Below are 20,057 nucleotides of genomic sequence, written 5' to 3'. Positions count from 1 at the left end.
CATTTCGTAAAAAATGCAAACTTTGCTCGCGTATTTTGCTCCATGATCTGGTCATCGTAAGCAAACGGGAAGAGACAATTTATGCGCACCATCGGCCTCATCGGCGGCATGAGCTTCGAAAGTTCTGCGGTCTATTATCGCCTCGTCAACGAATCGGCGCGCCGGCGTCTCGGCGGGCTGTCTTCTGCCGATGTCCTGATGCATTCAGTGAACTTTGCGGAAATCGTAGCGCTGCAGAAGGCCGGTCGCTGGAACCAGGCAGCGGCGCGGCTTGCCGATATCGCCATAAAGCTGCAGGTAGGCGGCGCCGAGTGCGTCTTGATCTGCACCAACACCATGCACCTGATCGCCGATGAGGTGGCCTCCCGCGTCTCCATTCCGCTCATCCATATCGTCGACGAAACGGCCGCCGAATTGAAGCGAGCCGGCTGCCGCAGGCCGCTATTGCTCGCGACGCGTTACACCATGGAGCATGGCTTCTACATCGAGCGCATGGCGCGCCAGGGGGTCTCGGCCATGGTGCCGGATGCCGAAGACCGCACCGTGGTGCACGACGTCATCTTCAACGAACTTTGCGCCGGCACCGTCCTCGATAGCTCGCGCGAAAAGCTGATGGCCATCATCGAGCGCGGCAAGGCGGCGGGTGCGGATAGCGTCATCCTCGGCTGCACGGAAATCTGCCTCATCCTCGATCCGCAAGCACTGCCGCTCCCCGGCTTCGATTCCACTGCGATCCACGCCGAAGCTGCCGTGGACTTCGCATTTGGGACGACCCAACAGAGCGAATGCGCCGCTTGATCGCGGCATGTATACTTGACTCAGTCAACTAAATATTAGACATAGTCTCCAAGGAGACTGTGTCATGTCCGCTGCCTTTTCACCCTTGGCCGCCATCGAAGCGGTGCGCGAATTCAGCCGCTTCTATACGAATTTCCTCGGTGTCCTGAACCGAGCCTATTTGGACAGCGCCTATACGCTGACAGAGGCCCGCGTCCTTTTCGAGATCGCATCTCACGACGGCATCGCGGCGACTGCACTCAAGCGCGATCTTCATCTCGACGCAGCCTATCTCAGCCGCATCCTCAAGCGTTTCGGGGCCGACGGCCTGATCGCCACGGAAGCCGACGCCGCCGACCGCCGCAGCCAGATCATCCGCGTGACTGCCACGGGACAGTCTCTGTTCGAGGAATTCGCCAAGCGTTCCCGCGCGCAGATAGCCGAGCGTTTCAGCGATTTGCCACAGGAAGCGCCGGACCGCGTGGTCGAGGCGATGCACACCATCCGCACCATTCTCGATGCGCCCGCTGCAAGCACGGCAACGGCGATCATTCGCGCACATCGCCCCGGCGATATCGGATGGATCGTTCAAAGCCAGGGGCGTTTCTACCATGATGAATTCGGCTGGGACATGCGCTTCGAGGGGCTAGTGGCCGAGGTCGCCGGCCGGTTCCTCACGAATTTCAATCCGGACAAGGAGCATTGCTGGATCGCCGAGCGCGGCGGCCTCAACGTCGGCTCGGTCATGATCACCGACGGCGGCGACGGGGTTGCGAAGCTCAGATTGCTCTATGTCGACAAGGCCGCGAGGGGTCTTGGGCTCGGACGCGCGCTGGTCGAGGAATGCATCACCTTTGCCCGCCGTCACGGCTACCGACAGCTGTCGCTCTGGACCAACGACAATCTCGAAGCGGCGCGCGGCATTTACCTTCGCGCCGGCTTCAGTTTGATTTCCGAAGAGAAGCACCGAATGTTCGGGCCCCTCCTCAACGGCCAGACCTGGCGTCTCGATCTCTAGCTCCAGCAACATGGGCGTCGCAGTTTCATATTGCGCTTGATTTGGAAACGATCATTTCCTAAAAAGCTCGACATGATCACCGAGACCGAAATCGCCCCGATGCGGCTGCGTGGCAGGCCGCGAGAATTCGACATGGAAGCAGCGCTGGACAAGGCGCTCGCCGTCTTTGCCGAGCGCGGCTATCACGCCGCCTCGATCACCGACCTCACCTCGGCAATGGGGCTCGCCGCCGGCAGCGTTTACAAAGCCTTCAAGGACAAGCGCGGCATCTTTCTCGCCGCCTTTGACCGCTACCGCGCCGTCCGCGTCGCCACCTTCGACGAGGCGATCGCCGGCGCCTATAACGGTCGAGACAAGCTACTGGCGGTCTTGCGTGTTTATGCCGACTCCTCTCATGGAGCGATCGGCAAGCGCGGCTGCCTCGTCGTCCGCAGCGCCGATGACCTGGCGCTCCTCGACGATGAGGCCGCAAGCCGCGTGGCCACCGCCTTTAACGCCAACGAGACGCTCGTGACCAGATTGATTGCCCTCGGCCAGGAAGACGGCAGCATCCGTGCGGACCTCGACGTTCAGACGACAGCCCGAACGCTGCTCTGCCTGATGAGCGGCATGCGCGTAGTCGGCAAGACCGGCCGCAGCCACGCCGAAATGGCCGCCGTCGCTGAAGCTGCCCTAGGGATCCTCGACTGAATTAGCCCATCGCCGCGCCTTCCCACGCCCGCATCGACCAGGAGTACCGCATGACCGCCACCGCCGCGTGCCGCCCCGACGTGGAGCCCGCCGCTTCCCCGACGATCTCGCGCGGGATGATGTTCACCTTCGCGACCGCCTGCGGACTGGTGGGCGCGAACCTCTATTACGGCCAGCCACTGGCGGGTCCGATCAGCAACGCGCTGGGTTTCGATCCGGCCGCCACGGGCCTCATCGTCACGCTGACGCAGATCGGCTACGGCCTCGGTCAGTTGCTGATCGTTCCGCTCGGGGATCTGCTCGAGAACCGCAGATTGGTAACACTGTTGGTCTCGATTGCGGCCCTTGCGCTGCTTAGCGCGGCCTTTGCCACGTCGCCGGTGTGGTTTCTGACCGCCGCGCTCTGTATCGGCCTTGCGTCGACCGCGGTGCAGGTGTTGGTACCTTTCGCCGCCTCAATGGCGACCGACGCCGAACGCGGCAGGGTGGTCGGCAACGTCATGGGCGGCCTTTTGACCGGCATCATGCTTGCTCGGCCGGTGGCGAGTTTCCTCTCGGAGATATCGTCCTGGCAGGCCGTCTACATCGTGTCGGCCGTCGTAATGGTGGTGCTGACCGTCGTTCTGCGCTCGATATTGCCGGTGCGCAGGCCGCAGACGAAACTTCACTACGGACAGCTTCTCGCCTCCATGGGCCATCTGGCGCTTCACAGGCCGGTGCTGCAGCGCCGCGCCCTCTACCAGGCGAGCCTGTTCGGTGCGTTCAGCCTGTTCTGGACGACGACGCCGCTCCTGCTTGCCAGCCCCGCCTACGGGCTGACGCAGAACGGCATCGCGCTCTTTGCGCTCGCAGGTGCTGCCGGCGCGATCGCGTCGCCGATCGCCGGCCGGCTCGCCGATCGCGGCATGACAACACCCGCAACGGCTTTTGCCATTCTGCTGTCCATCACAGCCTTCCTATTGGCGCACCTCTGCGCCGGCGGCTCAATGCCGCAACTGGCACTGCTGACATTCGCCGGCATCCTGCTCGACTTCGGGGTACAGACCCACGCCGTCCTCGGCATGCGGGCGATCTACCAGATCAGTGGCGAGCATCGCAGCCGCTTGAACGGGCTTTATATGGCAAGCGCCTTCGGCGGCGGCGCCATCGGCTCTGCGGTCGGTGGCTGGGCCTACGCGACCGGCGGCTGGAACCTCACCTCCTGGATCGGTCTCTGCTTCCCGCTGCTGGCACTTGTCACCTTCACGACCGAGAAGCGCTCCCGCCGATCCGCCTAGGCGATCAGAGTGAGCGCATTCACGTGACGGCCTCGTCGAAGCGGACACGTGCCGCGCGGACGGCGACGTGGTTGGCCTCCGCCCAGTTCAGAAGCTGTGCCAGGGGTTCGTAAAGCGACCATCCAAGATCGGTCATCCGGTATTCGACGCTCGGCGGCTTGGTCGGAAAAACCTCGCGTCCGACATAACCGTCGCGCTGCAGGTCGCGGAGCGTTTGCGTCAGCATGCGCTGCGAGATGTCGGGAACCATCCGCCTGAGTTCGCCGAAGCGATGCGGCTTCTGCGCCAACGCCTCCAGCAGCAAGACGGCCCACTTGCCGCCGATCTGCGAAAGCAGGTCGCGCACCGGGCAATTGGCGAAATCGAGCTGCGTCAGATCGACGTTGCGGTCGGGAGCGACGCGCTTGTTGCGCATGTTGACGATGGCGCTCATGCCGGTTCCTTTTTGGTAACGTAGGGAAAGAAAACTGCCTTCTTTACGTGGAGCCGTCAATTCCTATTGTAGTGCTGCTCTCTTTTTGAGACTACTGATACCGAGCCGCGCAAGCGGCGAGCATGGCAAAAGGAAACTCCCATGACCAGCAAGCTTCTCGTCACCGGCGCCGCCGGCCAACTCGGCCAGCGGGTGATCCATCACCTGACCGAGACCTACAAGGTCGCGCCGGGCAATATCGTCGCCGCCACCCGCGACCCGGCCAAGCTGTCCTCTCTTGCGGCCAAGGGCGTCGATATCCGCAAGGCCGATTTCGACGATACGGCAACGCTTGGGGCCGCCTTCTCCGGTATCGACCGTCTGCTGATCATCAGCACCGATGCGCTCGACACACCCGGCAAGCGCCTTCGCCAGCACACGGCCGCGGTCGAGGCGGCCAAGGCGGCCGGCATCAAGCATATCCTCTACACCTCGATGCCCAGCCCGGACAAATCGCTGGTCACTTTCGCGCCCGACCACCTCGGCACAGAAAACGCCATCAAGGCGAGCGGCATTTCCCATACGATTCTTCGGGACGCCTGGTACATCGACAACTTCATGATGTCGCTGCCGCACAATCTTGAGGGCGGCAAATGGTACACGGCGACCGCCGGCGGTCGCGTCGCCTATATCTCGCGTGAAGATTGTGCGTTGGCGATCGCCGCGGCGCTTGCGGCCGAAACAAGCGCGAATGCCGTCTATACGTTGACTGGCAGCCAGTCCACGACGACGGAAGAGGTCGCCGCCGTCGTTTCGGCAGTCGTCGGCAAGCCGCTCGATGTGGTGCAGGTCAACGACGAACAGCTCGCCGCCGGCATGACAGGCGCCGGCCTGCCGATATTCGTCGTGGACATGCTCGTTTCAGCCGACGCCAACATCCGCGCCGGCAATTTCGATCTCGTCACCGATGATTTTCACAAGCTGACCGGTCGTCAGCCGCAGACGTTGAAGAGCTTCTTCGAAGAGCACAGAACGGCACTGGTGGGATGAGCCACAAGCGGGGAGCCCGCCTCCCCGCTTCTATCGCCAAAGTCGCGGCGAGCCGGTATTCGCCGTCGGTCCGCTCTCAGACTTAGACGGTCTGCCCACAGGCGCGGCGGAAGCGACGCACCGTTTCGGCCATGCCGTATTCGAGCGCGTCGGCCGTCAGCCCATGGCCGATGGACACCTCAGCAAGCTTCGGGATGCGCTTCATCAGCGGCGGAAGGTTGGCGACCGTGAGGTCGTGGCCGGCATTGATGGCAAGCCCCGCGGCGAGTGCTGCGTCCGCGGTTTTCCCGAGTGCTTCGAGGATTGGCGCTGCGCGTTCCGGCTGATCGTAAAAGCCGCCGTAGGGGCCGGTATAGAGTTCGATGCGGTCGGCGCCGGTGGCCTTGGCGATTGCCACCGCTTCCACGTCACCGTCGCCGTCGGCGAAGAGCGATACGCGGCAACCGATCTTCTTGTACTTCGCGATCACTTCGCCGAGCAAATCCCCGTGCCTGCGGAAATCCCAGCCATGATCGGAAGTGGCCTGAGCAGGATCGTCGGGAACGAGCGTCACCTGCTCGGGCTCTGCCGCCGCGCAGAGATCAAAGAACTCGTCGGTCGGATAACCCTCGATATTGAATTCGGCCTGAGGAAACTCGTCGTCTATCAGCGCGCGGATCACCGGCAGATCGGAAAAGCGGATATGGCGCTGATCGGGACGCGGATGCACGGTTAGTCCGCTCGCGCCCGAACTGAGTGCGATGCGCCCGAGCCCGGCAACGCTCGGCCACGGCAGGTCGCGCCGGTTGCGCAGCATGGCGATGGCATTGAGGTTCACGGAGAGCTTGGCGGGCATGGATGGGATCCGTCGATTGTAGAAAAGGCTAGTTCACGCTTTTAAGTGATCAGCAACGACAAGACCAACGAGATTCCAACATCCACCTATGCAAAAGTTTGATAGCACTCACCCCTTGGCCGATTGACCCGCCCGAGTTGCTACGTCCTTCGGGCGATTCCTAAAATTGCTAAAAAGAGTTACGCTCCTGAACGGTAGGCAGCGATCCGCCTTCGCGCCGGGGGGTACAGTGTAAGGCGGGTATGCGCGTTTTCCAACCCATTGTGCAGGCGTTCCTTTTACAAACGAAATCGCCGGGGATCTGCGCTGCGGGAGCGACAACCGGGGGCCGCCATGGATCGGCGTCATCTTCGGTCATCGCCAATTCGGACTAGTTAAACAGGCATAGATGAGACGCATGCCACAGTAAGGGCCATAGAGCCACATGATGTCAGGAAGGGGGGCCTATGCCTGACGGTTCCAAACAGATGTTCGCAGCGGCGAAGCTTGCCTCGCAGGCGCGCGCCAAATACCATTTTCTTCCCGCCGCGGCCCTGCCGCCGGAACTGCCGAACGGTCCGATCGCTATCGCCGATATGGCCAATGCCTTTCATGTCACCCATCGCACCCTGCACTTTTACGAGGAGAAGGGCCTGATCGCGGCAAGCCGGGTCGGCCTAATGCGCGTCTATGATTTGAACGACGTGCTGCGTATGGCCGTCATCAATGTCTGCCGCGAGATCGGCATGTCCATCGCCGCGATCCAGACGATGATGGACGAACTCAGCCTTGCCGAAACACAGGAAGCGGCCGAGGCGACTTTTCACGCGGCGCTCTCCGCTCGCATGCAGGAGTTGACGGCCGAGCTCACGATCTTTCAGCGCCAGGCGCAGCGCATCACCGAGCTCCTCGAATATAGCAGCGCCGCGGAATCCGATCGGCTCAACGACAACCAGGCCCCCTCCGCGCTGACCGCCGAGGAGCGGCATTACCTGACCTTCATGGCCGAGGGTCAATCGACCGCCAAGATCGCACGGAACCTCAACATCGGAACCGATGCCGCCTTTGCTATCGAAGCCTCGATCATCGGTAAATTCGGCACGGACAGCCGTTTTCAAGCGATCGCCAAGGCGGTGTTGTTAGGGATCGTTAAACCTTAGGTTTGATTGCCCGTGCCGGTCGTCCGACCGGCGAGATGCGCGCCCGGCCGGCGGCGGTGGGTTGCGGCAGAGCGTGCCGCCTGCTCGTATATTCCGGTCATCAGCTCCAGCGTGCGCGCTGCCTCTTCCATACGTTTGCTGAGCTCGGGCACACGCTCGACGCCGCCGACCAGGAGAACTGCCCGCACGGCGGCATAGCGGTCGGTCACATCGCGCCCCTCTTCCGTCACCTCGTAGACGACGCCGGACCTGCCGCTGCCGCTGCGCACGACCAGGCCGCCCTGGATCAGCTTGCGCAAGCTGTACTGGATGTTCGGAATGTCCTCGCGGTTGGTCATGTGGGCAAGGTCACGCATGCTCTTCGGACGGTCGTTCATCCGGATGACGTGCAGCAGCGCATTCTCGGGACCGGTTGCGGAAAAATCCGAAACGGAGGCCAGGCATTCGGCCTGCCAGCGGCCGAATGCCTCGAAGCACCGCATCAGCGCATACTCGACCTCGGTAACATCGATTTCCAAGGCCGTGCGTGCCAGATGCCAGCTGCGGTCCAGCGCGTTCTTTTCGGCCTCCGGTGACGTCGGGCGCTTGCTCATCCATATCTCCTCATCGCCGCGCATCGGCGGCAGTCCGTGGCAACGAAGGCGCATAAGCCCATGAATCGATTCCGATTTATTGCGTTGCTCACGCATCGGAAGATGCCGGAAGAGCGCTATTGCGTCCATTGGGATCTTAAAATAGACTTTCTATTATAAATTCCAACATAAAACGGAGAACAGCGAATGACCTCTCAAAGCAACAGCATGCTCTCGGCCGACCATTTCCTGCTCGGTACCTTTTCGAGCAACTGCTCCAGCGGCATGACGGTGACCAAGGTACCGGAACGCTGGGACAACTCGTGGGCAAACAATCTCAAGCTTGCCCGGATGCTTGACGACGCCGGCATCGACTTCATGCTGCCGATCGCCCGCTGGATTGGCTACGGCGGGGAAACCAATTTTCATGGCAACGTGCTGGAAACGATCACTTGGGCGGCCGCGCTCCTTTCCCAGACGCGCAACATCAATGTCTTCGCCACCATCCACACCGCCGCCAACCACCCAGTCGTTGTCGCCAAGCAGCTGGCAACCATGGACCAGATCAGCGGCGGCCGCGTCGGCCTCAACATCGTCGCCGGCTGGAACAAGCCTGAGTATGAAGCGCTCGGACTGACGCTCCCCGACGATCACGAGACACGCTACGGCTACGCGCAGGAATGGTTCGACATCGTCAAGGCACTCTGGACCCGCACCGAAGCCTTCGACTGGGACGGCAAGTTCTTCCAGCTGAAGAACGTGCTTGGCGATCCCCGTCCCGCAGCGGAACTGCCGATCCTCAACGCCGCCGGCTCCGGAGAAGGCCGCAAGTTCGCGGTGAAAAACGCCAATTTCCTGTTCACGCCGGCAATCGATCTTTCCCGTTCGAAGGAAGAGATCGCGGCATTGAAGGTGCAAGGGGTCGACGCCGGGCGCCCGGTGGACGTGCTGACCTTCTCCCACGTCGTCTGCCGCCCGACCGAAAAGGAAGCGCGCGACTATCTGGAACACACAGGCAAGACCAATGCGGACTGGGAAGCGGTCGACAATCTCGTTCGTCTGCAGTTCGCCCACGCTCAGTCCTTCCCGCACGATCTCCTGGCCCTGATCCGCGATCGCATGGCGGCAGGCCACGGCGGCTTCCCGCTGGTCGGCACGCCAGAACAGGTGGCAGAGGGCATCATCTCCCTGCATGAGGCCGGCTTCGGTGGAACGACGCTCTCCTTTGTCGACTATGTCGAAGAGTTCCCCTACTTCCGCGACAACGTCCTGCCGATCCTGGAGGCGCGCGGCATCCGCCCGGCGCAGAAGATGGCGGCAGCCGTCGCTTAAGGCTGGGGCCGACTGTCGTCGCACACATCTCCCCCACGTGGGGGAGATGGCTCAGAAGAACGTAGCGAGGAAGGCTGCGGCCTCGTCGGAAATGCCGGCAATCTTGTTTGTCGCCTGGCGATAGAACTTGAAATTGAGTTCGGTCGCGGGCCGGCCGTCGCCCCAGTCCTTAAGCGGTTTCAACTGCCCACGCCCGAGCGGTCGCTTGGCCAGCGCAATTCGTTTGATAGAGATACTGACCCGCGGTGTCTGACGCGCGAGGCCCAAAACTTTGGGAACGGCCTGCGCGGCGGTGACGATACCCGACGCGACAAGACCCTGGCCTCCTTCGTTCTCGCTCGAGAAGATAAAGATCGTGTCGCCCGCAGCGATGTCCTTTCCGCCGTACATCGTTTTCTGCGCCGGAAAGACGAAGTGCTCGGCTTGCGTGTCGGGGACTTCAGCTTTGATTGCGAACGCTCTTGCTTCCCCGTAGGAAACGGGCGGCTTGCGGCTCCGACTTGGGTCCATGCCGACCTCCGTTCAAGTCGCGGATGTCCCTGCTGGCGCAGTTCTATGACGATCCAGGATGGCCGATCAGCATGGTTTCGGCAAGCACCGAGCCTTCAGCGCACGATCGTCAGCGTCTCGGCGGCGCGGGTAATCGCCGTATAGAGCCACCGCTCCCGCGTGTCGCGAAACGCCCAACTTTCGTCGAAGAGCACGACGTTGTTCCACTGCGAGCCCTGCGCTTTGTGAACCGTCAGTGCATAGCCGAAGTCGAACTCGTCATAGCGCTTGCGCGTCGACCAGGGGATCTCACCGTCGACGTCCTCGAAGGCCTGCTTCAACAGCTTGATCTTCGCCGCCCCTCGGTCCATGTCGTCGTCTTCCGGCTTCACCAGAAGATTGATGCCCGGCTTGGTCGTCTCTCGGGACGATGTCATCACCTGCCAGAGCGAACCGTTGAGCAGGCCTTTGGCCGGATCGTTTCGCAGGCAGACCAGCTTGTCGCCGGACTGCGGATAGTCCGCCGTGAAGCCTTTCAGCTCCCGCAGACGCTGATTGTATCGCCGGCGCGTTTTGTTCGTGCCGACCAGCACCTGATCCGCATCCAGCACCAGCGGCTGCGTCACCTCACTCTTGGAAATCACCTGCGCAGTGCCGTAGTCGCCGTGCATGATCTCCTTGCCCTCGCGCACATGCATGGCAAGCTGAATGATCGGGTTGTCACGCGCCTGCCGGTGAATATCCGTCAGCAGGTAGTCCGGCTCCTGGTTGGTGAAATAGCCTCCGCCGGTAACGGGCGGCAACTGGCCGGGATCGCCGAGCACGAGGATCGGCGTACCGAAGCTCATCAAGTCCTTGCCGAGCGCTTCGTCAACCATCGAGCATTCGTCGACGACGATCAGCGCCGCCTTTGCGACCGGGCTCAGGCGGTTGATGGCGAACATCGGCGCAATCGAGGTCTTGCCGGTCTCCTCGTTTTCCACCGCCTCTTCGCCCCGCGGACGGTAGATGAGGGAGTGGATGGTCTTTGCGTTGTGCGCCCCCTTGGAACGCAACACCTGCGCCGCCTTGCCGGTGAAGGCCGCGAACAAGACTTCGCCGTCGACATGCTCGGCAAAATGCCGCGCAAGCGTCGTCTTGCCCGTGCCGGCATAGCCGAACAAGCGGAAGAGCGGCGCCCGCCCTTCCTTCAGCCATCTGGCAACGGCCTTCAGGGCCTCGTCCTGTTGCGGTGCGAATTGCATGGGGAGCGACTTGGCAGGATTCGCACACCCTGCGCAAGCGATAAAAGCCGTGGTGGGCCGGGAATAAACCAGGCCGTTTGAGCGTCTCATGTTCGGCACGCACAATCGCGAGCCCTTGCACCCAAGGAGAACAGCCATGAAAGCCGCACTTTACCTGCCGGTCCTGATCCTGGCATCGACCGCCGCGACGGCCGCTTTTGCCGAGGCGCCAGTCAAGGTGGTCGAGACATCGAAGGGAAAGGTCGTTGCCGACGCGAAAGGCATGACGCTTTACACCTTCAAGAACGACAAGAAGGACATGTCCAATTGCTACGACGATTGCGCCAAGAACTGGCCGCCCTTCATGGCGAGTGACAACGCCAAGGCCGACGGTGCATATTCGCTCGTGACCCGCAAGGACGGGAAGAAACAGTGGGCCAAGGACGGCATGCCGCTCTACCTGTGGATCAAGGATACCAAAGCCGGCGACGTTTCCGGCGACGGCGTGAAGGGCGTGTGGGATGCCGCACGGCCATAGCACGGATGACGGCGATGCGGGGGCAAACACCCCCGCATCCGGCACGTTCGAAGCCGAAATTCTGGCGCTCATGCCCGCGCTCAGGCGCTATTCGCGAAGCCTTGCGCGTTCGGACGCGGATGGCGAAGACCTCTTGCAGGACTGCGTGGAAAAGGCCCTCGCCCGCCGCGCGCAATGGCGCGGGGTCAATCTGCGCGCCTGGCTGACCGCCATCATGACCAACCTCTACCGTAGCGGCTTGCGCCAGAAAGGCCGCCAGGACTTTGTCGACATCGCCGCAAGCGCGGAGCTGCCGGCCGAGGAAAAGGCATCCGATCCGCTCGAGCGGTCGCGGCTGGAGGCGGCCCTCGACAGCCTCGCCCCGGAGAGCCGATCGATCCTCATGCTTGTTGTCGTCGAGGGCCATAGCTACCGCGACGTTGCGACGATGCTGGATATCCCGATCGGCACGGTGATGTCGCGGCTGTCGCGTGCGCGACTGCGCCTGACCAACCTGATGAATGCCGACAATGTCATTACGCTTCGGAGACCAAGATGAGTGAACGAAACCCGACCGTGACCGAAGCGGAACTCCACGCCTTCGCCGACGAGCAGCTGCCGACGGCAGATCTTGCCCGCATCGAAGCCTGGCTCGCAGACAACACCGAGGACGCCGCAAAGGTCGCGGCCTGGAAGGCGCAGAACGAGAGCATCAGGACACTTTTTGCACCCTACCATGCAGCGAAGGACGGCGATGCCGCCCTGCTCCGAGCGCGCAAGGAGGGTAGGTGGCCGAGTTGGATGCCGCGCTTATCCAGCGTCGCTGCCGCAGCGGGTATTTTCATCGTCGGAGCGGTCGCCGGCCATTATGGACCGCCGCTCCTGTCTCCACCTGAGCTACAACTGACGGCGCTCGAAACCCTGCCGCGCCAGGCGCAATCCGCCTTCCTCATCTATGCCAGCGAAGTCCGCCACCCGGTTGAAGTGGGTGCCGACCAGGAAGCCCACCTCGCGACCTGGCTCGGAAAACGCTTGGGCGTCACCGATCTCAAGGTCCCGAACCTGCAGAGCCTCGGCTTTCATCTCGTCGGCGGCAGGCTTCTGCCGGTCAACGATACGCCGGGCGCGCTCTTCATGTATGAGGACGCGACCGGCAAGCGGATCACCATCCTCATCGGCCATAACCCGGAAAACGACACGACAAGCTTCCGCTTCGCCAATGCCGGCCCGGTCGAAACCTTCTACTGGATCGACGGCAAGCTCGGTTATGCCGTCACCGGCGACATTTCGCGCGAGACGCTGCGGCAGGTGGCGGAGGAGTGCTACAGGCAGTTTCCAACATGACAATGTAGCGTAGAGGATTGGTTCTGCCCGGTTGCCTGGATGACCCGACACGCAGAAGGTTGCAGATTGGAAAATTACCCCTGCAAATGACAAATATACTCACGAGGCGTTGACGACATACTCCCGGTATGGTTGCCTTCATACCACGAGTGTGGAGAAAGCCTCATGTCGCAGTTCGGCCAGAGCGAGATATTCGGCATAGCGTCCTTGCTCGTCACCCTTCTCCAGTATGGCCCTTATAGCTGGAGAACCTATTCCGGCGAGCTACACCCACATGTTTTCTCTTACTCTATCTGGGGCATCGGCGCTGCAATCGTTGCAACGGCGCAGTGGTCCGCGGGTGCGGGACCGGGCGCCTGGGCTATGGGGATGGTCGCCGTACTCTGTTTCGTCGTTGTTGGCCTGTCTCTTCGCGCCGACGTAAAGTACATCTCGAAGCGAGACATCTGGACGCTTGTCGCGGCGCTGGCGGCCCTGCCGCTGTGGTTCTATACGCAGGATCCGTTGTTTGCGGTCATCATCATAACGTTGGTCGACATCGCCGCTTTCCATATGATCTTTCGCAAGGCGCTTGCGCGCCCGACCGAAGACAGCATCGTTTTCTATGCCATTGCGATCGTGCAATACGCTCTTTCGATCTTTGCCACGGAAAACTACAATCTGACGACGCTCTTGAACCCAATCGCCCTGATATTGTGCTCTGCCGCAGTTATCGCAGCCATGTACCTCAACAGAAACGGCACCAAGATCACAGCATCCTAGCCCTGGTTGCCAGCGCCCTTCTCAGGGGAGCGCTGGGGGTCATTCTGGATGACGATCGGCTTGCCGTGCGGCGTGGCTTCCGCCGCCCGCTGCCAGCTATGCTGGAGAGCCAGGATGTCGTCGGCGCCGGCGATCCCTTTGTCGACCAGCAGCGCCGAGAGCGCGGCGACCCAGCAATCATAGTAGTCACTGCCGTCCTCGGCACGGCCGGGCTTGTGCACTTGCACCGACAGTTGCTCGGCCCATTCACCCCAGCTGAACACGCCGCGCGCGCGCAGATGCACTGTTATCGCGAAGGCCTCCGCCGCCCATGGCTCGGGGAAGACCGGTTCGCCGTCCGCCGATTTCGGCAGGAGTGGCGACTCCATCAGCGGCAACGCCGCATCACAGACGCTCAAGATAGCTCTCCCAGGCGTCGATGCAGACGGTGAGCGTTGGGTCGGCGCCCTCACCCCAGATTTCAGATCCCTCGAATGTGACGGTGTAGAGCCATTGCGGATTTTCGCCCTTGCCATGGGCGTTGTCGTCGGGGAAAACGAACGATCCCTGCACCGCCTCGATCACGCCCGCCTTGGCGCGCGCATAGCGCGGCAGGCGCGTATGCGTCGTCGGATTGAAGTTTTTCGTTCGCACGCCCTCGCCGACGGCAAATCGCGGCTGCATATCAAGCGGCCGGTCGCAGGGTCCGCCCTTGGCAAGCACGCCCGGCACCATGTCCGCCTTCAAAACGCGCTTTGGTGCGGTTCCCTGCAGCAATGAGCGACCAGTGGTCAGCTCCTCGCCCGTCGCAAAGCCATGGCGCACCAGCAGTGTCTCGAGACCCCGCATCCAGATTTCGTAGTAGCTCGCCGCGAGATAGTCGGCCGGCGGAATGCTTTCGCGCGCATGCCGGCTTTCGTCGATGTTCCAGTAGCCGAAGGCACCGCAGGAAAGCGTGAGGCCGAGCGCGCGCTTTTCCCAATCGGAATGGAAAACCGGCTCGTTGGGTTCGGGCGCAACCGGACCGAAGCCCATCTGCCCGCCGAGATCGTGCGGCCCGTTCATGCCGTCTCCTCCGATGGTTGGCCGGCAATGGCGGTGCCGATCATCGCATCGCGGCTGACGAGCGCTGCCAGTTGCGCCTCGTCCATAGCCTCGGTACCCGCGGGCTTTTCGGGTATCACCAGATAACGCAATTCCGCCGTGGAATCCCAGACGCGGATTTTCTTTGTGCTAGGCAACGTTAGGCCGAATTCCTCTAAAACAGCACGAGGATTGATGACGGCGCGCGAGCGGTAGGCGGGCGCCTTGTACCAGACCGGTGGCAGGCCAAGAACCGACCACGGATAGCAGGAGCAGAGCGTGCAGACGACCAGATTGTGGGTGTCGGGCGTATTGAACACGGCACGCATATGCTCGCCCTGTCTGCCGGTGAAACCGAGGCTGGCGATCGCGTCCGTCGCGTCCTGCTTCAGCCATTCGGCGAAATCCGGATCGCTCCAGGCCTTCGCCACCACGGCCGCGCCGTTGCGTGGCCCGATCTTCGTCTCATAGGTCTCGACGATCGCATCGATCGCCGCCGGGTCGATGAGCCCCTTCTCCGCAAGCAGCGTCTCGAGCGCCTTCACCCTTGCCTGCATGTCGGAATAACGGTTGTCGTGCTCGTGGTGATGATCGTGATCATCGTGGTGGTGACTATGCGACATGGCAGCCTCCCCGCGTGCTGAGCCTACTTTAGCATCGGCCACAGGCTAAGCACCAGCAATAGAGCCATGGTGATGTTGAACCATTTCAGCCTGACGGGATGAGAAAGCCAGTCGCGCAGCGCGGACCCAAACCCGGCCCAAGTCGAAACGCTCGGCACATTGACCGCGGCAAAGGCGCCGCCGACAATCAGTACGCTTACCAGATAGAGCTGCGGGATAGTGTAGGTCGCCATCGCGGTGACGGCCATGACCCAGGCTTTTGGATTGACCCACTGGAAGGCGGCGGCCGCCGCAAAGGACATCGGCCGCGCGCCGCTTTCCTTTTCGCTGAGCGACCGGGACGTGGCGATCTTCCAGGCGATCCAGACGAGATAGACCCCGCCGGCAAATTTCAGCGTGAGATAGACGAGCGGCATGGTGTGCAGGACCGCGCCAAGCCCAAGGCCGACGGCGAGCAGCAGCGACAGAAATCCCGCGCCGATGCCGAGCATGTGCGGGATCGTCCTGCGGAAGCCGAAATTCACGCCGGAGGCAAACAACATCATGTTGTTCGGACCAGGCGTGATCGATGTCGTAAACGCAAATAGTACGAGGGCCAGAAACGTATCCAGCGGCATGATTGTTTCCTTCAGGCGAACCGTGTCGCTGCATACCATTGAGCCGAGGGAAAAAGCAGCCTTGAATTGTCATGGTGACATGACGATTTCAGCGGCTTTCGAAGGGAACCTCGAGATCGAGGAGACGGCCGACATAGCTGCGGACGGTGAGCAAATACGCATGCGGCGTTGCCTCGATGCGACGCAGCAGCCGCTCGCTCTTGTCGATCGAACGAATTTGGTCGGTCTGCACCATGCCGCGCGTCTTGAGGTTATCGGGCAAGGCAAGCTTGGTCGCCCACGGCTGCATGTTGCCTGTGATCGGACAGACGAGCACACGCAGCGATCGCTGGTTCATCGCTTGCGCGGAGATGATGATGACCGGCCGCGTTCCAGCTTGCTCGCTTCCCTTCGTCGGATCGAGATTTGCCAGGTAAATGTCCCCTGCCGAGGGAAAGACTTCACTCTCGATCATAGACGCGTTCCGAGCCGACGTCCGGTCCCCAATCAACTGTCGCCGGTTCGTTCTCCCAACCCAGCCGATCCATTTCCGCGATCATCTCGTCCAACGGTGGTGCGAGCCTTATGCCCTGCTTCTCAAAACTGCCCCGCCCGTTGTCGACGCTGATATCGACAACATCGCCTTCGCGCAGATGCATTGCCTCCGTCACCGATTTCGGCAAGCGGATGGCGATGCTGTTTCCCCATCTGGAAACCGTAGCTTTCATCATGGTCACCTCTGATATACACTGTATATCATTTGTTGGTGTTCGCAAATTAGCGGCAACCAAGGAGGATAGAGATGAGCAATCCTCTTGCCAACGTCGCTCTTCCCTCAGGCGTCACCGTGCCGGTGCTCGGACTGGGGACCTGGAACATGGGCGAGACCGAGGCCCGCGCCGACGATGAGGTGAAGAGCCTCACGACCGGGCTCGACCTTGGCATGACGCTGATCGACACGGCTGAGATGTATGCCGACGGCGGCGCCGAAACAGTCGTTGGCAAGGCAATCAATGGCCGGCGGGACAACGTTTTTCTCGTCAGCAAGGTTTATCCGTGGAACGCCAGTCGCGCTGGCACGATCGAAGCTTGCGAGCGCAGCTTGAGCCGGATGAAGACAGATCGGCTGGACCTCTATCTTCTCCACTGGCGCGGCAGCCATCCGCTTGCCGAAACCGTCGCCGCCTTCGAGCGCCTGCAGGCCGACGGCAAGATCGCGGCCTGGGGCGTTTCGAACTTCGACACCGCCGACATGGAGGAATTGTTGGCCGTGCCCGGCGGCGGTAACGTCGCTGCAAATCAAGTGCTCTACAATCTCGCTCGCCGCGGCATAGAGTTCGAGCTCATGCCCTGGTGCCGGCAACGCGGCATCCCGATCATGGCCTATTCGCCGATCGAGCAGGGACGGCTCGCCCACCATCCCACCCTCATTCATGTCGCCAAGGCGCATCAGGCAACGCCGACGCAGGTGGCGCTGGCCTTTATTATCGCCCAGGAGGGCGTCATCGCCATTCCGAAATCGGCGCACCCCGATCGCGTCCGCGAAAATCGCGAAGCGGCGTCGATCCAACTGACAGCAGCCGACCGCGTCGCCCTCGATGCAGCCTTTGCGCCACCGACACGAAAAAAGCCGCTGGAAATGATCTGATCCAGCAGCTCCAAAAACAATTGCCCGACGAACTACATGCCTTGCGGACCGCGGTTCATCGCTGCGATGCCGGTGCGACAGACTTCGAGCAGGCCGAGCGGCTTGATGATCGCGACGAACTGATCGATCTTCGACGACTTGCCAGTAATCTCCAAAATGAAGTGCTCGACGGTAGCGTCGACCACCTTGGCATGAAAGGCGTCGGCCAGACGGAGCGTTTCGGCGCGCGTTTCCCCCGCACCGACGACCTTGATGAGGGCGACTTCGCGTTCGATCGGCCGTTCCTGCCCCAGCTCGCGCGCCCGAACCGTCAGGTCGACCACGCGGTGGACCGGAACGATGCGCTCGAGCTGAGCCTTGATCTGTTCCAACACCTGCGGCGTACCGCGCGTCACGACCGTGATCCGCGAAAGGTGCGCCTGATGCTCGGTTTCCGATACGGTCAGGCTCTCGATGTTGTAGCCGCGGCCAGAGAAGAGGCCGATCACGCGCGCAAGGACGCCCGGTTCGTTGTCGACGAGAACGGAGAGCGTATGGCTCTCGGCCGCCGCCGTCTCGGGGGAGATGAAATAGGCTGAGCCGGTGGGTTGAAGGTGTGCGTTCATTGTTCTGTCCGTTTCCGTATGGGTTAGACCAGCTGCCGGCCCTTGGCGTCGATCGCATTGGCGACGGCTTCGTCGGTCGCCTCGTCGGGCAAGAGCATCTCGTTGTGCGCCTTGCCGGAGGGGATCATCGGGAAGCAGTTGGCGAGATTGGCGACGCGGCAATCGAAGATGACAGGCATCTTGACGTCGATCATCTCCTGGATCGCGCCGTCCAGATCGCCCGGCTTCTCGCAGCGCAGACCGACGGCGCCGTACGCCTCCGCCAGCTTGACGAAGTCCGGCATCGCCTCGGTGTAGGAATGCGACAGCCGGTTGCCATGCAGCAGCTGCTGCCATTGCCGCACCATGCCCATGTACTGGTTGTTGAGGATGAAGATCTTGATCGGGGCGCTGTGTTGGATCGCCGTCGACATCTCCTGGATGCACATCTGGATCGAGGCATCGCCGGCAATGTCGATGACCAGGCTTTCCGGGTGCGCGATCTGCACGCCGAGCGCTGCCGGCAGGCCGTAGCCCATGGTGCCAAGGCCACCCGAGGTCATCCAGCGGTTCGGCTGTTCGAAGCCGAAGAACTGCGCTGCCCACATCTGATGCTGGCCGACTTCCGTCGTGATGTAGGTATCGCGGTGCTTGGTGAGCTCGTAGAGCCGCTGAATGGCATATTGCGGCATGATGACGTCATCATGCGGCTTATAGGCGAAGGAATTGCGCGCCCGCCAGCGGTCGATGCTCGTCCACCATTCGGCGGTCTGCGCCTTCTCGGGTTTCTTGGGCTGCGCCCGCCAGAGCCGAACCATGTCTTCCAGCACGTTGCCGATATCGCCCAGAATGCCGACGTCGGTGTGGACGTTCTTGTTGATCGACGACGGATCGATGTCGATGTGGATCTTTTTCGAATTCGGCGAAAACGCATTGAGACGGCCGGTGATGCGGTCGTCGAAACGGGCGCCGACGCAGACCATGACGTCGCAATCGTGCATCGCCATGTTGGCCTCATAGGAGCCGTGCATGCCCAGCATGCCGAGCCAGTTCTTGCCCGAGGCCGGATAGCAGCCAAGGCCCATCAGCGTCGAGGTGATCGGGAAGTCCGTGAGTTCGACCAGCTCGCGCAACAGCCGGGAGGCTTCCGGGCCGGAGTTGACGACGCCACCGCCGGTATAGAAGACCGGCCGGCGGGCGTTGGCCATCAGTTCGATCGCGGCCGAGATCTTGTTGATGTCTCCCTGAACCTTCGGCTGATAGCTCTTCTGGATCGTATTGGCCTCCGGTGGCGTATAGGTGCCGGTGGCGAACTGGATGTCCTTCGGAATATCGACGACGACCGGTCCCGGACGGCCGCTCTTGGCGATGCGGAAGGCCTCGTGGATGACGCGGGAAAGCTCGTTGACGTCCTTCACCAGCCAGTTGTGCTTCGTGCAAGGCCGCGTGATGCCGACCGTATCGCATTCCTGGAAGGCGTCGGAACCGATGAGCGTGGTCGGCACCTGACCGCTCAGGCAGACCAGCGGAATGCTGTCCATCAGCGCATCCTGAAGCGGCGTCACCGCGTTTGTGGCACCCGGACCGGACGTGACCAGCATGACGCCGACCTTGCCGGTCGAGCGCGCATAGCCTTCGGCGGCGTGGCCAGCACCCTGCTCGTGGCGAACGAGGATGTGCTTGATGTCGTCCTGTTGGAAGATCTCGTCATAGATCGGCAGCACGGCGCCGCCCGGATATCCGAAGATGTGCTCGACGCCGTTGTCCCTGAGCGCCTGCAGAACGATCTCCGCTCCCGTCATTCGATTGCCGTTCGTCTGGTTGTCTGTGCCGGTCATTCCATTGTTTCCACTATGTGCTGATTGTGCCGAAAGCTTGAGCCCGATTTCGGGCATAAAAAAAGGCTCCTTGGGGAGCCTGTCGTTTAGCGCATGGGTGGCTATCGCCGGATGGTTACACCATCCTGCCCATGCGCCTTCCCACCACGATAAGAACCGTCGAAATCATCATGGCCGGAATTGATAGACAGAAAATTTCGTAACGTCAACGCGTACCGCAATAAAAAACCGCACCCTGCCCCAATGCCCGCCGCGTCGAGGGGAAAGCT

The 20,057-nt window shown here is 61.8% G+C and carries 25 protein-coding genes; 12 read left to right on the top strand and 13 right to left on the bottom strand.

Features of this window, described 5'->3' with window-relative positions; translation table 11 throughout:
• Positions 1-81 precede the first annotated feature (81 nt).
• The 4 genes from AB4048_RS17840 to AB4048_RS17825 all read left to right on the top strand — a co-directional run bounded on the left by AB4048_RS17840 (position 82) and on the right by AB4048_RS17825 (position 3,762).
• Positions 82-798: an aspartate/glutamate racemase family protein gene (locus AB4048_RS17840; RefSeq protein ID WP_442203325.1), complete on the top strand. Its 717-nt coding sequence runs from the start codon at positions 82-84 to the stop codon at positions 796-798.
• Positions 799-862: 64 nt separating this feature from the next.
• Complete coding sequence (locus AB4048_RS17835; RefSeq protein WP_442203324.1) at positions 863-1,795, top strand: bifunctional helix-turn-helix transcriptional regulator/GNAT family N-acetyltransferase; 933 nt, start codon at positions 863-865, stop codon at positions 1,793-1,795.
• 72 nt (positions 1,796-1,867) lie between these two features.
• Complete coding sequence (locus AB4048_RS17830; RefSeq protein WP_442203323.1) at positions 1,868-2,485, top strand: TetR/AcrR family transcriptional regulator; 618 nt, start codon at positions 1,868-1,870, stop codon at positions 2,483-2,485.
• A 50-nt stretch (positions 2,486-2,535) separates the two neighbouring features.
• Entirely contained in the window at positions 2,536-3,762 is a 1,227-nt protein-coding gene (locus AB4048_RS17825; RefSeq protein WP_442203322.1) for an MFS transporter, read from the top strand.
• Between the two features lie 19 nt (positions 3,763-3,781).
• On the opposite strand, the gene AB4048_RS17820 is transcribed toward AB4048_RS17825, so the two are convergent.
• Positions 3,782-4,195 (bottom strand): winged helix-turn-helix transcriptional regulator, encoded by a 414-nt coding sequence (locus AB4048_RS17820; protein ID WP_442203321.1) that lies wholly within the window; start codon positions 4,193-4,195, stop codon positions 3,782-3,784.
• Positions 4,196-4,336: 141 nt separating this feature from the next.
• Between AB4048_RS17820 and AB4048_RS17815 the strand changes: the two genes are divergently transcribed.
• The gene (locus tag AB4048_RS17815; RefSeq protein ID WP_442203320.1) at positions 4,337-5,224 is read left to right on the top strand and encodes an SDR family oxidoreductase; all 888 of its coding nucleotides are present in this window, start codon (positions 4,337-4,339) and stop codon (positions 5,222-5,224) included.
• A gap of 82 nt (positions 5,225-5,306) precedes the next feature.
• On the opposite strand, the gene AB4048_RS17810 is transcribed toward AB4048_RS17815, so the two are convergent.
• The gene (locus tag AB4048_RS17810) at positions 5,307-6,059 is read right to left on the bottom strand and encodes a pyridoxine 5'-phosphate synthase (protein WP_442203319.1); all 753 of its coding nucleotides are present in this window, start codon (positions 6,057-6,059) and stop codon (positions 5,307-5,309) included.
• 446 nt (positions 6,060-6,505) lie between these two features.
• Here AB4048_RS17810 and AB4048_RS17805 point away from each other — a divergent pair, with 446 nt between their 5' ends.
• On the top strand, positions 6,506-7,198 hold the full coding sequence (locus AB4048_RS17805; RefSeq protein ID WP_442203318.1) for a MerR family transcriptional regulator: 693 nt from the start codon (positions 6,506-6,508) through the stop codon (positions 7,196-7,198).
• On the opposite strand, the gene AB4048_RS17800 is transcribed toward AB4048_RS17805, so the two are convergent.
• The gene (locus tag AB4048_RS17800) at positions 7,195-7,791 is read right to left on the bottom strand and encodes a winged helix DNA-binding protein (protein WP_442203317.1); all 597 of its coding nucleotides are present in this window, start codon (positions 7,789-7,791) and stop codon (positions 7,195-7,197) included. The genes AB4048_RS17805 and AB4048_RS17800 overlap by 4 nt on opposite strands.
• Before the next feature lie 186 nt (positions 7,792-7,977).
• Between AB4048_RS17800 and AB4048_RS17795 the strand changes: the two genes are divergently transcribed.
• Complete coding sequence (locus AB4048_RS17795) at positions 7,978-9,102, top strand: LLM class flavin-dependent oxidoreductase (RefSeq protein ID WP_442203316.1); 1,125 nt, start codon at positions 7,978-7,980, stop codon at positions 9,100-9,102.
• Positions 9,103-9,153: 51 nt separating this feature from the next.
• Here the strand turns inward: AB4048_RS17795 and AB4048_RS17790 are convergent, their stop codons facing one another.
• Together AB4048_RS17790 and AB4048_RS17785 are read right to left on the bottom strand one after the other, a co-directional pair.
• Positions 9,154-9,492 carry a hypothetical protein gene (locus AB4048_RS17790; RefSeq protein ID WP_442203315.1) on the bottom strand — a complete coding sequence of 113 codons (339 nt, stop codon included), beginning with the start codon at positions 9,490-9,492 and terminating at the stop codon, positions 9,154-9,156.
• Positions 9,493-9,707: 215 nt separating this feature from the next.
• Positions 9,708-10,835 carry an ATP-dependent DNA helicase gene (locus AB4048_RS17785; protein WP_442203314.1) on the bottom strand — a complete coding sequence of 376 codons (1,128 nt, stop codon included), beginning with the start codon at positions 10,833-10,835 and terminating at the stop codon, positions 9,708-9,710.
• Between the two features lie 136 nt (positions 10,836-10,971).
• Between AB4048_RS17785 and AB4048_RS17780 the strand changes: the two genes are divergently transcribed.
• The 4 genes from AB4048_RS17780 to AB4048_RS17765 all read left to right on the top strand — a co-directional run bounded on the left by AB4048_RS17780 (position 10,972) and on the right by AB4048_RS17765 (position 13,437).
• Positions 10,972-11,352, top strand: a complete 381-nt coding sequence (locus AB4048_RS17780) for a COG4315 family predicted lipoprotein (RefSeq protein ID WP_442203313.1) — start codon at positions 10,972-10,974, stop codon at positions 11,350-11,352.
• Complete coding sequence (locus tag AB4048_RS17775; protein ID WP_442203312.1) at positions 11,336-11,890, top strand: RNA polymerase sigma factor; 555 nt, start codon at positions 11,336-11,338, stop codon at positions 11,888-11,890. The genes AB4048_RS17780 and AB4048_RS17775 overlap by 17 nt, the downstream gene beginning before the upstream one ends.
• The gene (locus AB4048_RS17770) at positions 11,887-12,675 is read left to right on the top strand and encodes an anti-sigma factor family protein (RefSeq protein WP_442203311.1); all 789 of its coding nucleotides are present in this window, start codon (positions 11,887-11,889) and stop codon (positions 12,673-12,675) included. The genes AB4048_RS17775 and AB4048_RS17770 overlap by 4 nt, the downstream gene beginning before the upstream one ends.
• A gap of 165 nt (positions 12,676-12,840) precedes the next feature.
• On the top strand, positions 12,841-13,437 hold the full coding sequence (locus tag AB4048_RS17765) for a hypothetical protein (RefSeq protein ID WP_442203310.1): 597 nt from the start codon (positions 12,841-12,843) through the stop codon (positions 13,435-13,437).
• On the opposite strand, the gene AB4048_RS17760 is transcribed toward AB4048_RS17765, so the two are convergent.
• From AB4048_RS17760 to AB4048_RS17735, 6 genes are all read right to left on the bottom strand, one after another.
• On the bottom strand, positions 13,434-13,805 hold the full coding sequence (locus AB4048_RS17760) for a nitrile hydratase accessory protein (protein WP_442203355.1): 372 nt from the start codon (positions 13,803-13,805) through the stop codon (positions 13,434-13,436). The two genes, AB4048_RS17765 and AB4048_RS17760, sit on opposite strands and share 4 nt — an antisense overlap.
• Positions 13,806-13,821: 16 nt before the next feature.
• Positions 13,822-14,481 (bottom strand): nitrile hydratase subunit beta, encoded by a 660-nt coding sequence (gene nthB / locus AB4048_RS17755; RefSeq protein ID WP_442203309.1) that lies wholly within the window; start codon positions 14,479-14,481, stop codon positions 13,822-13,824.
• The gene (gene nthA / locus AB4048_RS17750; RefSeq protein ID WP_442203308.1) at positions 14,478-15,122 is read right to left on the bottom strand and encodes a nitrile hydratase subunit alpha; all 645 of its coding nucleotides are present in this window, start codon (positions 15,120-15,122) and stop codon (positions 14,478-14,480) included. Before nthA ends, nthB begins: the two co-directional genes overlap by 4 nt.
• Positions 15,123-15,145: 23 nt before the next feature.
• Positions 15,146-15,739, bottom strand: coding sequence for a LysE family translocator (locus AB4048_RS17745; protein WP_442203307.1), 594 nt, complete (start codon positions 15,737-15,739; stop codon positions 15,146-15,148).
• Positions 15,740-15,827: 88 nt separating this feature from the next.
• Positions 15,828-16,193: a type II toxin-antitoxin system PemK/MazF family toxin gene (locus AB4048_RS17740; protein WP_442203306.1), complete on the bottom strand. Its 366-nt coding sequence runs from the start codon at positions 16,191-16,193 to the stop codon at positions 15,828-15,830.
• Positions 16,180-16,449 (bottom strand): AbrB/MazE/SpoVT family DNA-binding domain-containing protein, encoded by a 270-nt coding sequence (locus AB4048_RS17735; RefSeq protein ID WP_442203305.1) that lies wholly within the window; start codon positions 16,447-16,449, stop codon positions 16,180-16,182. The genes AB4048_RS17740 and AB4048_RS17735 overlap by 14 nt, the downstream gene beginning before the upstream one ends.
• Positions 16,450-16,520: 71 nt before the next feature.
• On the opposite strand from AB4048_RS17735, the gene AB4048_RS17730 reads away from it, so the two are divergent.
• Positions 16,521-17,366, top strand: coding sequence for an aldo/keto reductase (locus tag AB4048_RS17730; RefSeq protein ID WP_442203304.1), 846 nt, complete (start codon positions 16,521-16,523; stop codon positions 17,364-17,366).
• 32 nt (positions 17,367-17,398) lie between these two features.
• Here AB4048_RS17730 and ilvN read toward each other — a convergent pair whose 3' ends face one another.
• Both ilvN and AB4048_RS17720 read right to left on the bottom strand, forming a co-directional pair.
• Complete coding sequence (ilvN, locus tag AB4048_RS17725; protein WP_442203303.1) at positions 17,399-17,971, bottom strand: acetolactate synthase small subunit; 573 nt, start codon at positions 17,969-17,971, stop codon at positions 17,399-17,401.
• A 23-nt stretch (positions 17,972-17,994) separates the two neighbouring features.
• On the bottom strand, positions 17,995-19,788 hold the full coding sequence (locus tag AB4048_RS17720; protein WP_442203302.1) for an acetolactate synthase 3 large subunit: 1,794 nt from the start codon (positions 19,786-19,788) through the stop codon (positions 17,995-17,997).
• Positions 19,789-20,057 lie beyond the last annotated feature (269 nt).

Source organism: Rhizobium sp. RAF56, from assembly GCF_052113965.1.
In the GTDB taxonomy this organism is placed as follows: Bacteria; Pseudomonadota; Alphaproteobacteria; order Rhizobiales; family Rhizobiaceae; genus Rhizobium.
This window is presented reverse-complemented; position numbering and strand designations above follow the sequence as displayed.

Coding starts and splice junctions, on each gene's coding strand:
- AB4048_RS17840 (WP_442203325.1), top strand. CDS start 82: ATGCGCACCATCGGCCTCATCGGCGGCATGAGCTTCGAAAGTTCTGCG.
- AB4048_RS17835 (WP_442203324.1), top strand. CDS start 863: ATGTCCGCTGCCTTTTCACCCTTGGCCGCCATCGAAGCGGTGCGCGAA.
- AB4048_RS17830 (WP_442203323.1), top strand. CDS start 1,868: ATGATCACCGAGACCGAAATCGCCCCGATGCGGCTGCGTGGCAGGCCG.
- AB4048_RS17825 (WP_442203322.1), top strand. CDS start 2,536: ATGACCGCCACCGCCGCGTGCCGCCCCGACGTGGAGCCCGCCGCTTCC.
- AB4048_RS17820 (WP_442203321.1), bottom strand. CDS start 4,195: ATGAGCGCCATCGTCAACATGCGCAACAAGCGCGTCGCTCCCGACCGC.
- AB4048_RS17815 (WP_442203320.1), top strand. CDS start 4,337: ATGACCAGCAAGCTTCTCGTCACCGGCGCCGCCGGCCAACTCGGCCAG.
- AB4048_RS17810 (WP_442203319.1), bottom strand. CDS start 6,059: ATGCCCGCCAAGCTCTCCGTGAACCTCAATGCCATCGCCATGCTGCGC.
- AB4048_RS17805 (WP_442203318.1), top strand. CDS start 6,506: ATGCCTGACGGTTCCAAACAGATGTTCGCAGCGGCGAAGCTTGCCTCG.
- AB4048_RS17800 (WP_442203317.1), bottom strand. CDS start 7,791: ATGAGCAAGCGCCCGACGTCACCGGAGGCCGAAAAGAACGCGCTGGAC.
- AB4048_RS17795 (WP_442203316.1), top strand. CDS start 7,978: ATGACCTCTCAAAGCAACAGCATGCTCTCGGCCGACCATTTCCTGCTC.
- AB4048_RS17790 (WP_442203315.1), bottom strand. CDS start 9,492: ATGTACGGCGGAAAGGACATCGCTGCGGGCGACACGATCTTTATCTTC.
- AB4048_RS17785 (WP_442203314.1), bottom strand. CDS start 10,835: ATGCAATTCGCACCGCAACAGGACGAGGCCCTGAAGGCCGTTGCCAGA.
- AB4048_RS17780 (WP_442203313.1), top strand. CDS start 10,972: ATGAAAGCCGCACTTTACCTGCCGGTCCTGATCCTGGCATCGACCGCC.
- AB4048_RS17775 (WP_442203312.1), top strand. CDS start 11,336: ATGCCGCACGGCCATAGCACGGATGACGGCGATGCGGGGGCAAACACC.
- AB4048_RS17770 (WP_442203311.1), top strand. CDS start 11,887: ATGAGTGAACGAAACCCGACCGTGACCGAAGCGGAACTCCACGCCTTC.
- AB4048_RS17765 (WP_442203310.1), top strand. CDS start 12,841: ATGTCGCAGTTCGGCCAGAGCGAGATATTCGGCATAGCGTCCTTGCTC.
- AB4048_RS17760 (WP_442203355.1), bottom strand. CDS start 13,805: ATGGAGTCGCCACTCCTGCCGAAATCGGCGGACGGCGAACCGGTCTTC.
- nthB (WP_442203309.1), bottom strand. CDS start 14,481: ATGAACGGGCCGCACGATCTCGGCGGGCAGATGGGCTTCGGTCCGGTT.
- nthA (WP_442203308.1), bottom strand. CDS start 15,122: ATGTCGCATAGTCACCACCACGATGATCACGATCATCACCACGAGCAC.
- AB4048_RS17745 (WP_442203307.1), bottom strand. CDS start 15,739: ATGCCGCTGGATACGTTTCTGGCCCTCGTACTATTTGCGTTTACGACA.
- AB4048_RS17740 (WP_442203306.1), bottom strand. CDS start 16,193: ATGATCGAGAGTGAAGTCTTTCCCTCGGCAGGGGACATTTACCTGGCA.
- AB4048_RS17735 (WP_442203305.1), bottom strand. CDS start 16,449: ATGATGAAAGCTACGGTTTCCAGATGGGGAAACAGCATCGCCATCCGC.
- AB4048_RS17730 (WP_442203304.1), top strand. CDS start 16,521: ATGAGCAATCCTCTTGCCAACGTCGCTCTTCCCTCAGGCGTCACCGTG.
- ilvN (WP_442203303.1), bottom strand. CDS start 17,971: ATGAACGCACACCTTCAACCCACCGGCTCAGCCTATTTCATCTCCCCC.
- AB4048_RS17720 (WP_442203302.1), bottom strand. CDS start 19,788: ATGACCGGCACAGACAACCAGACGAACGGCAATCGAATGACGGGAGCG.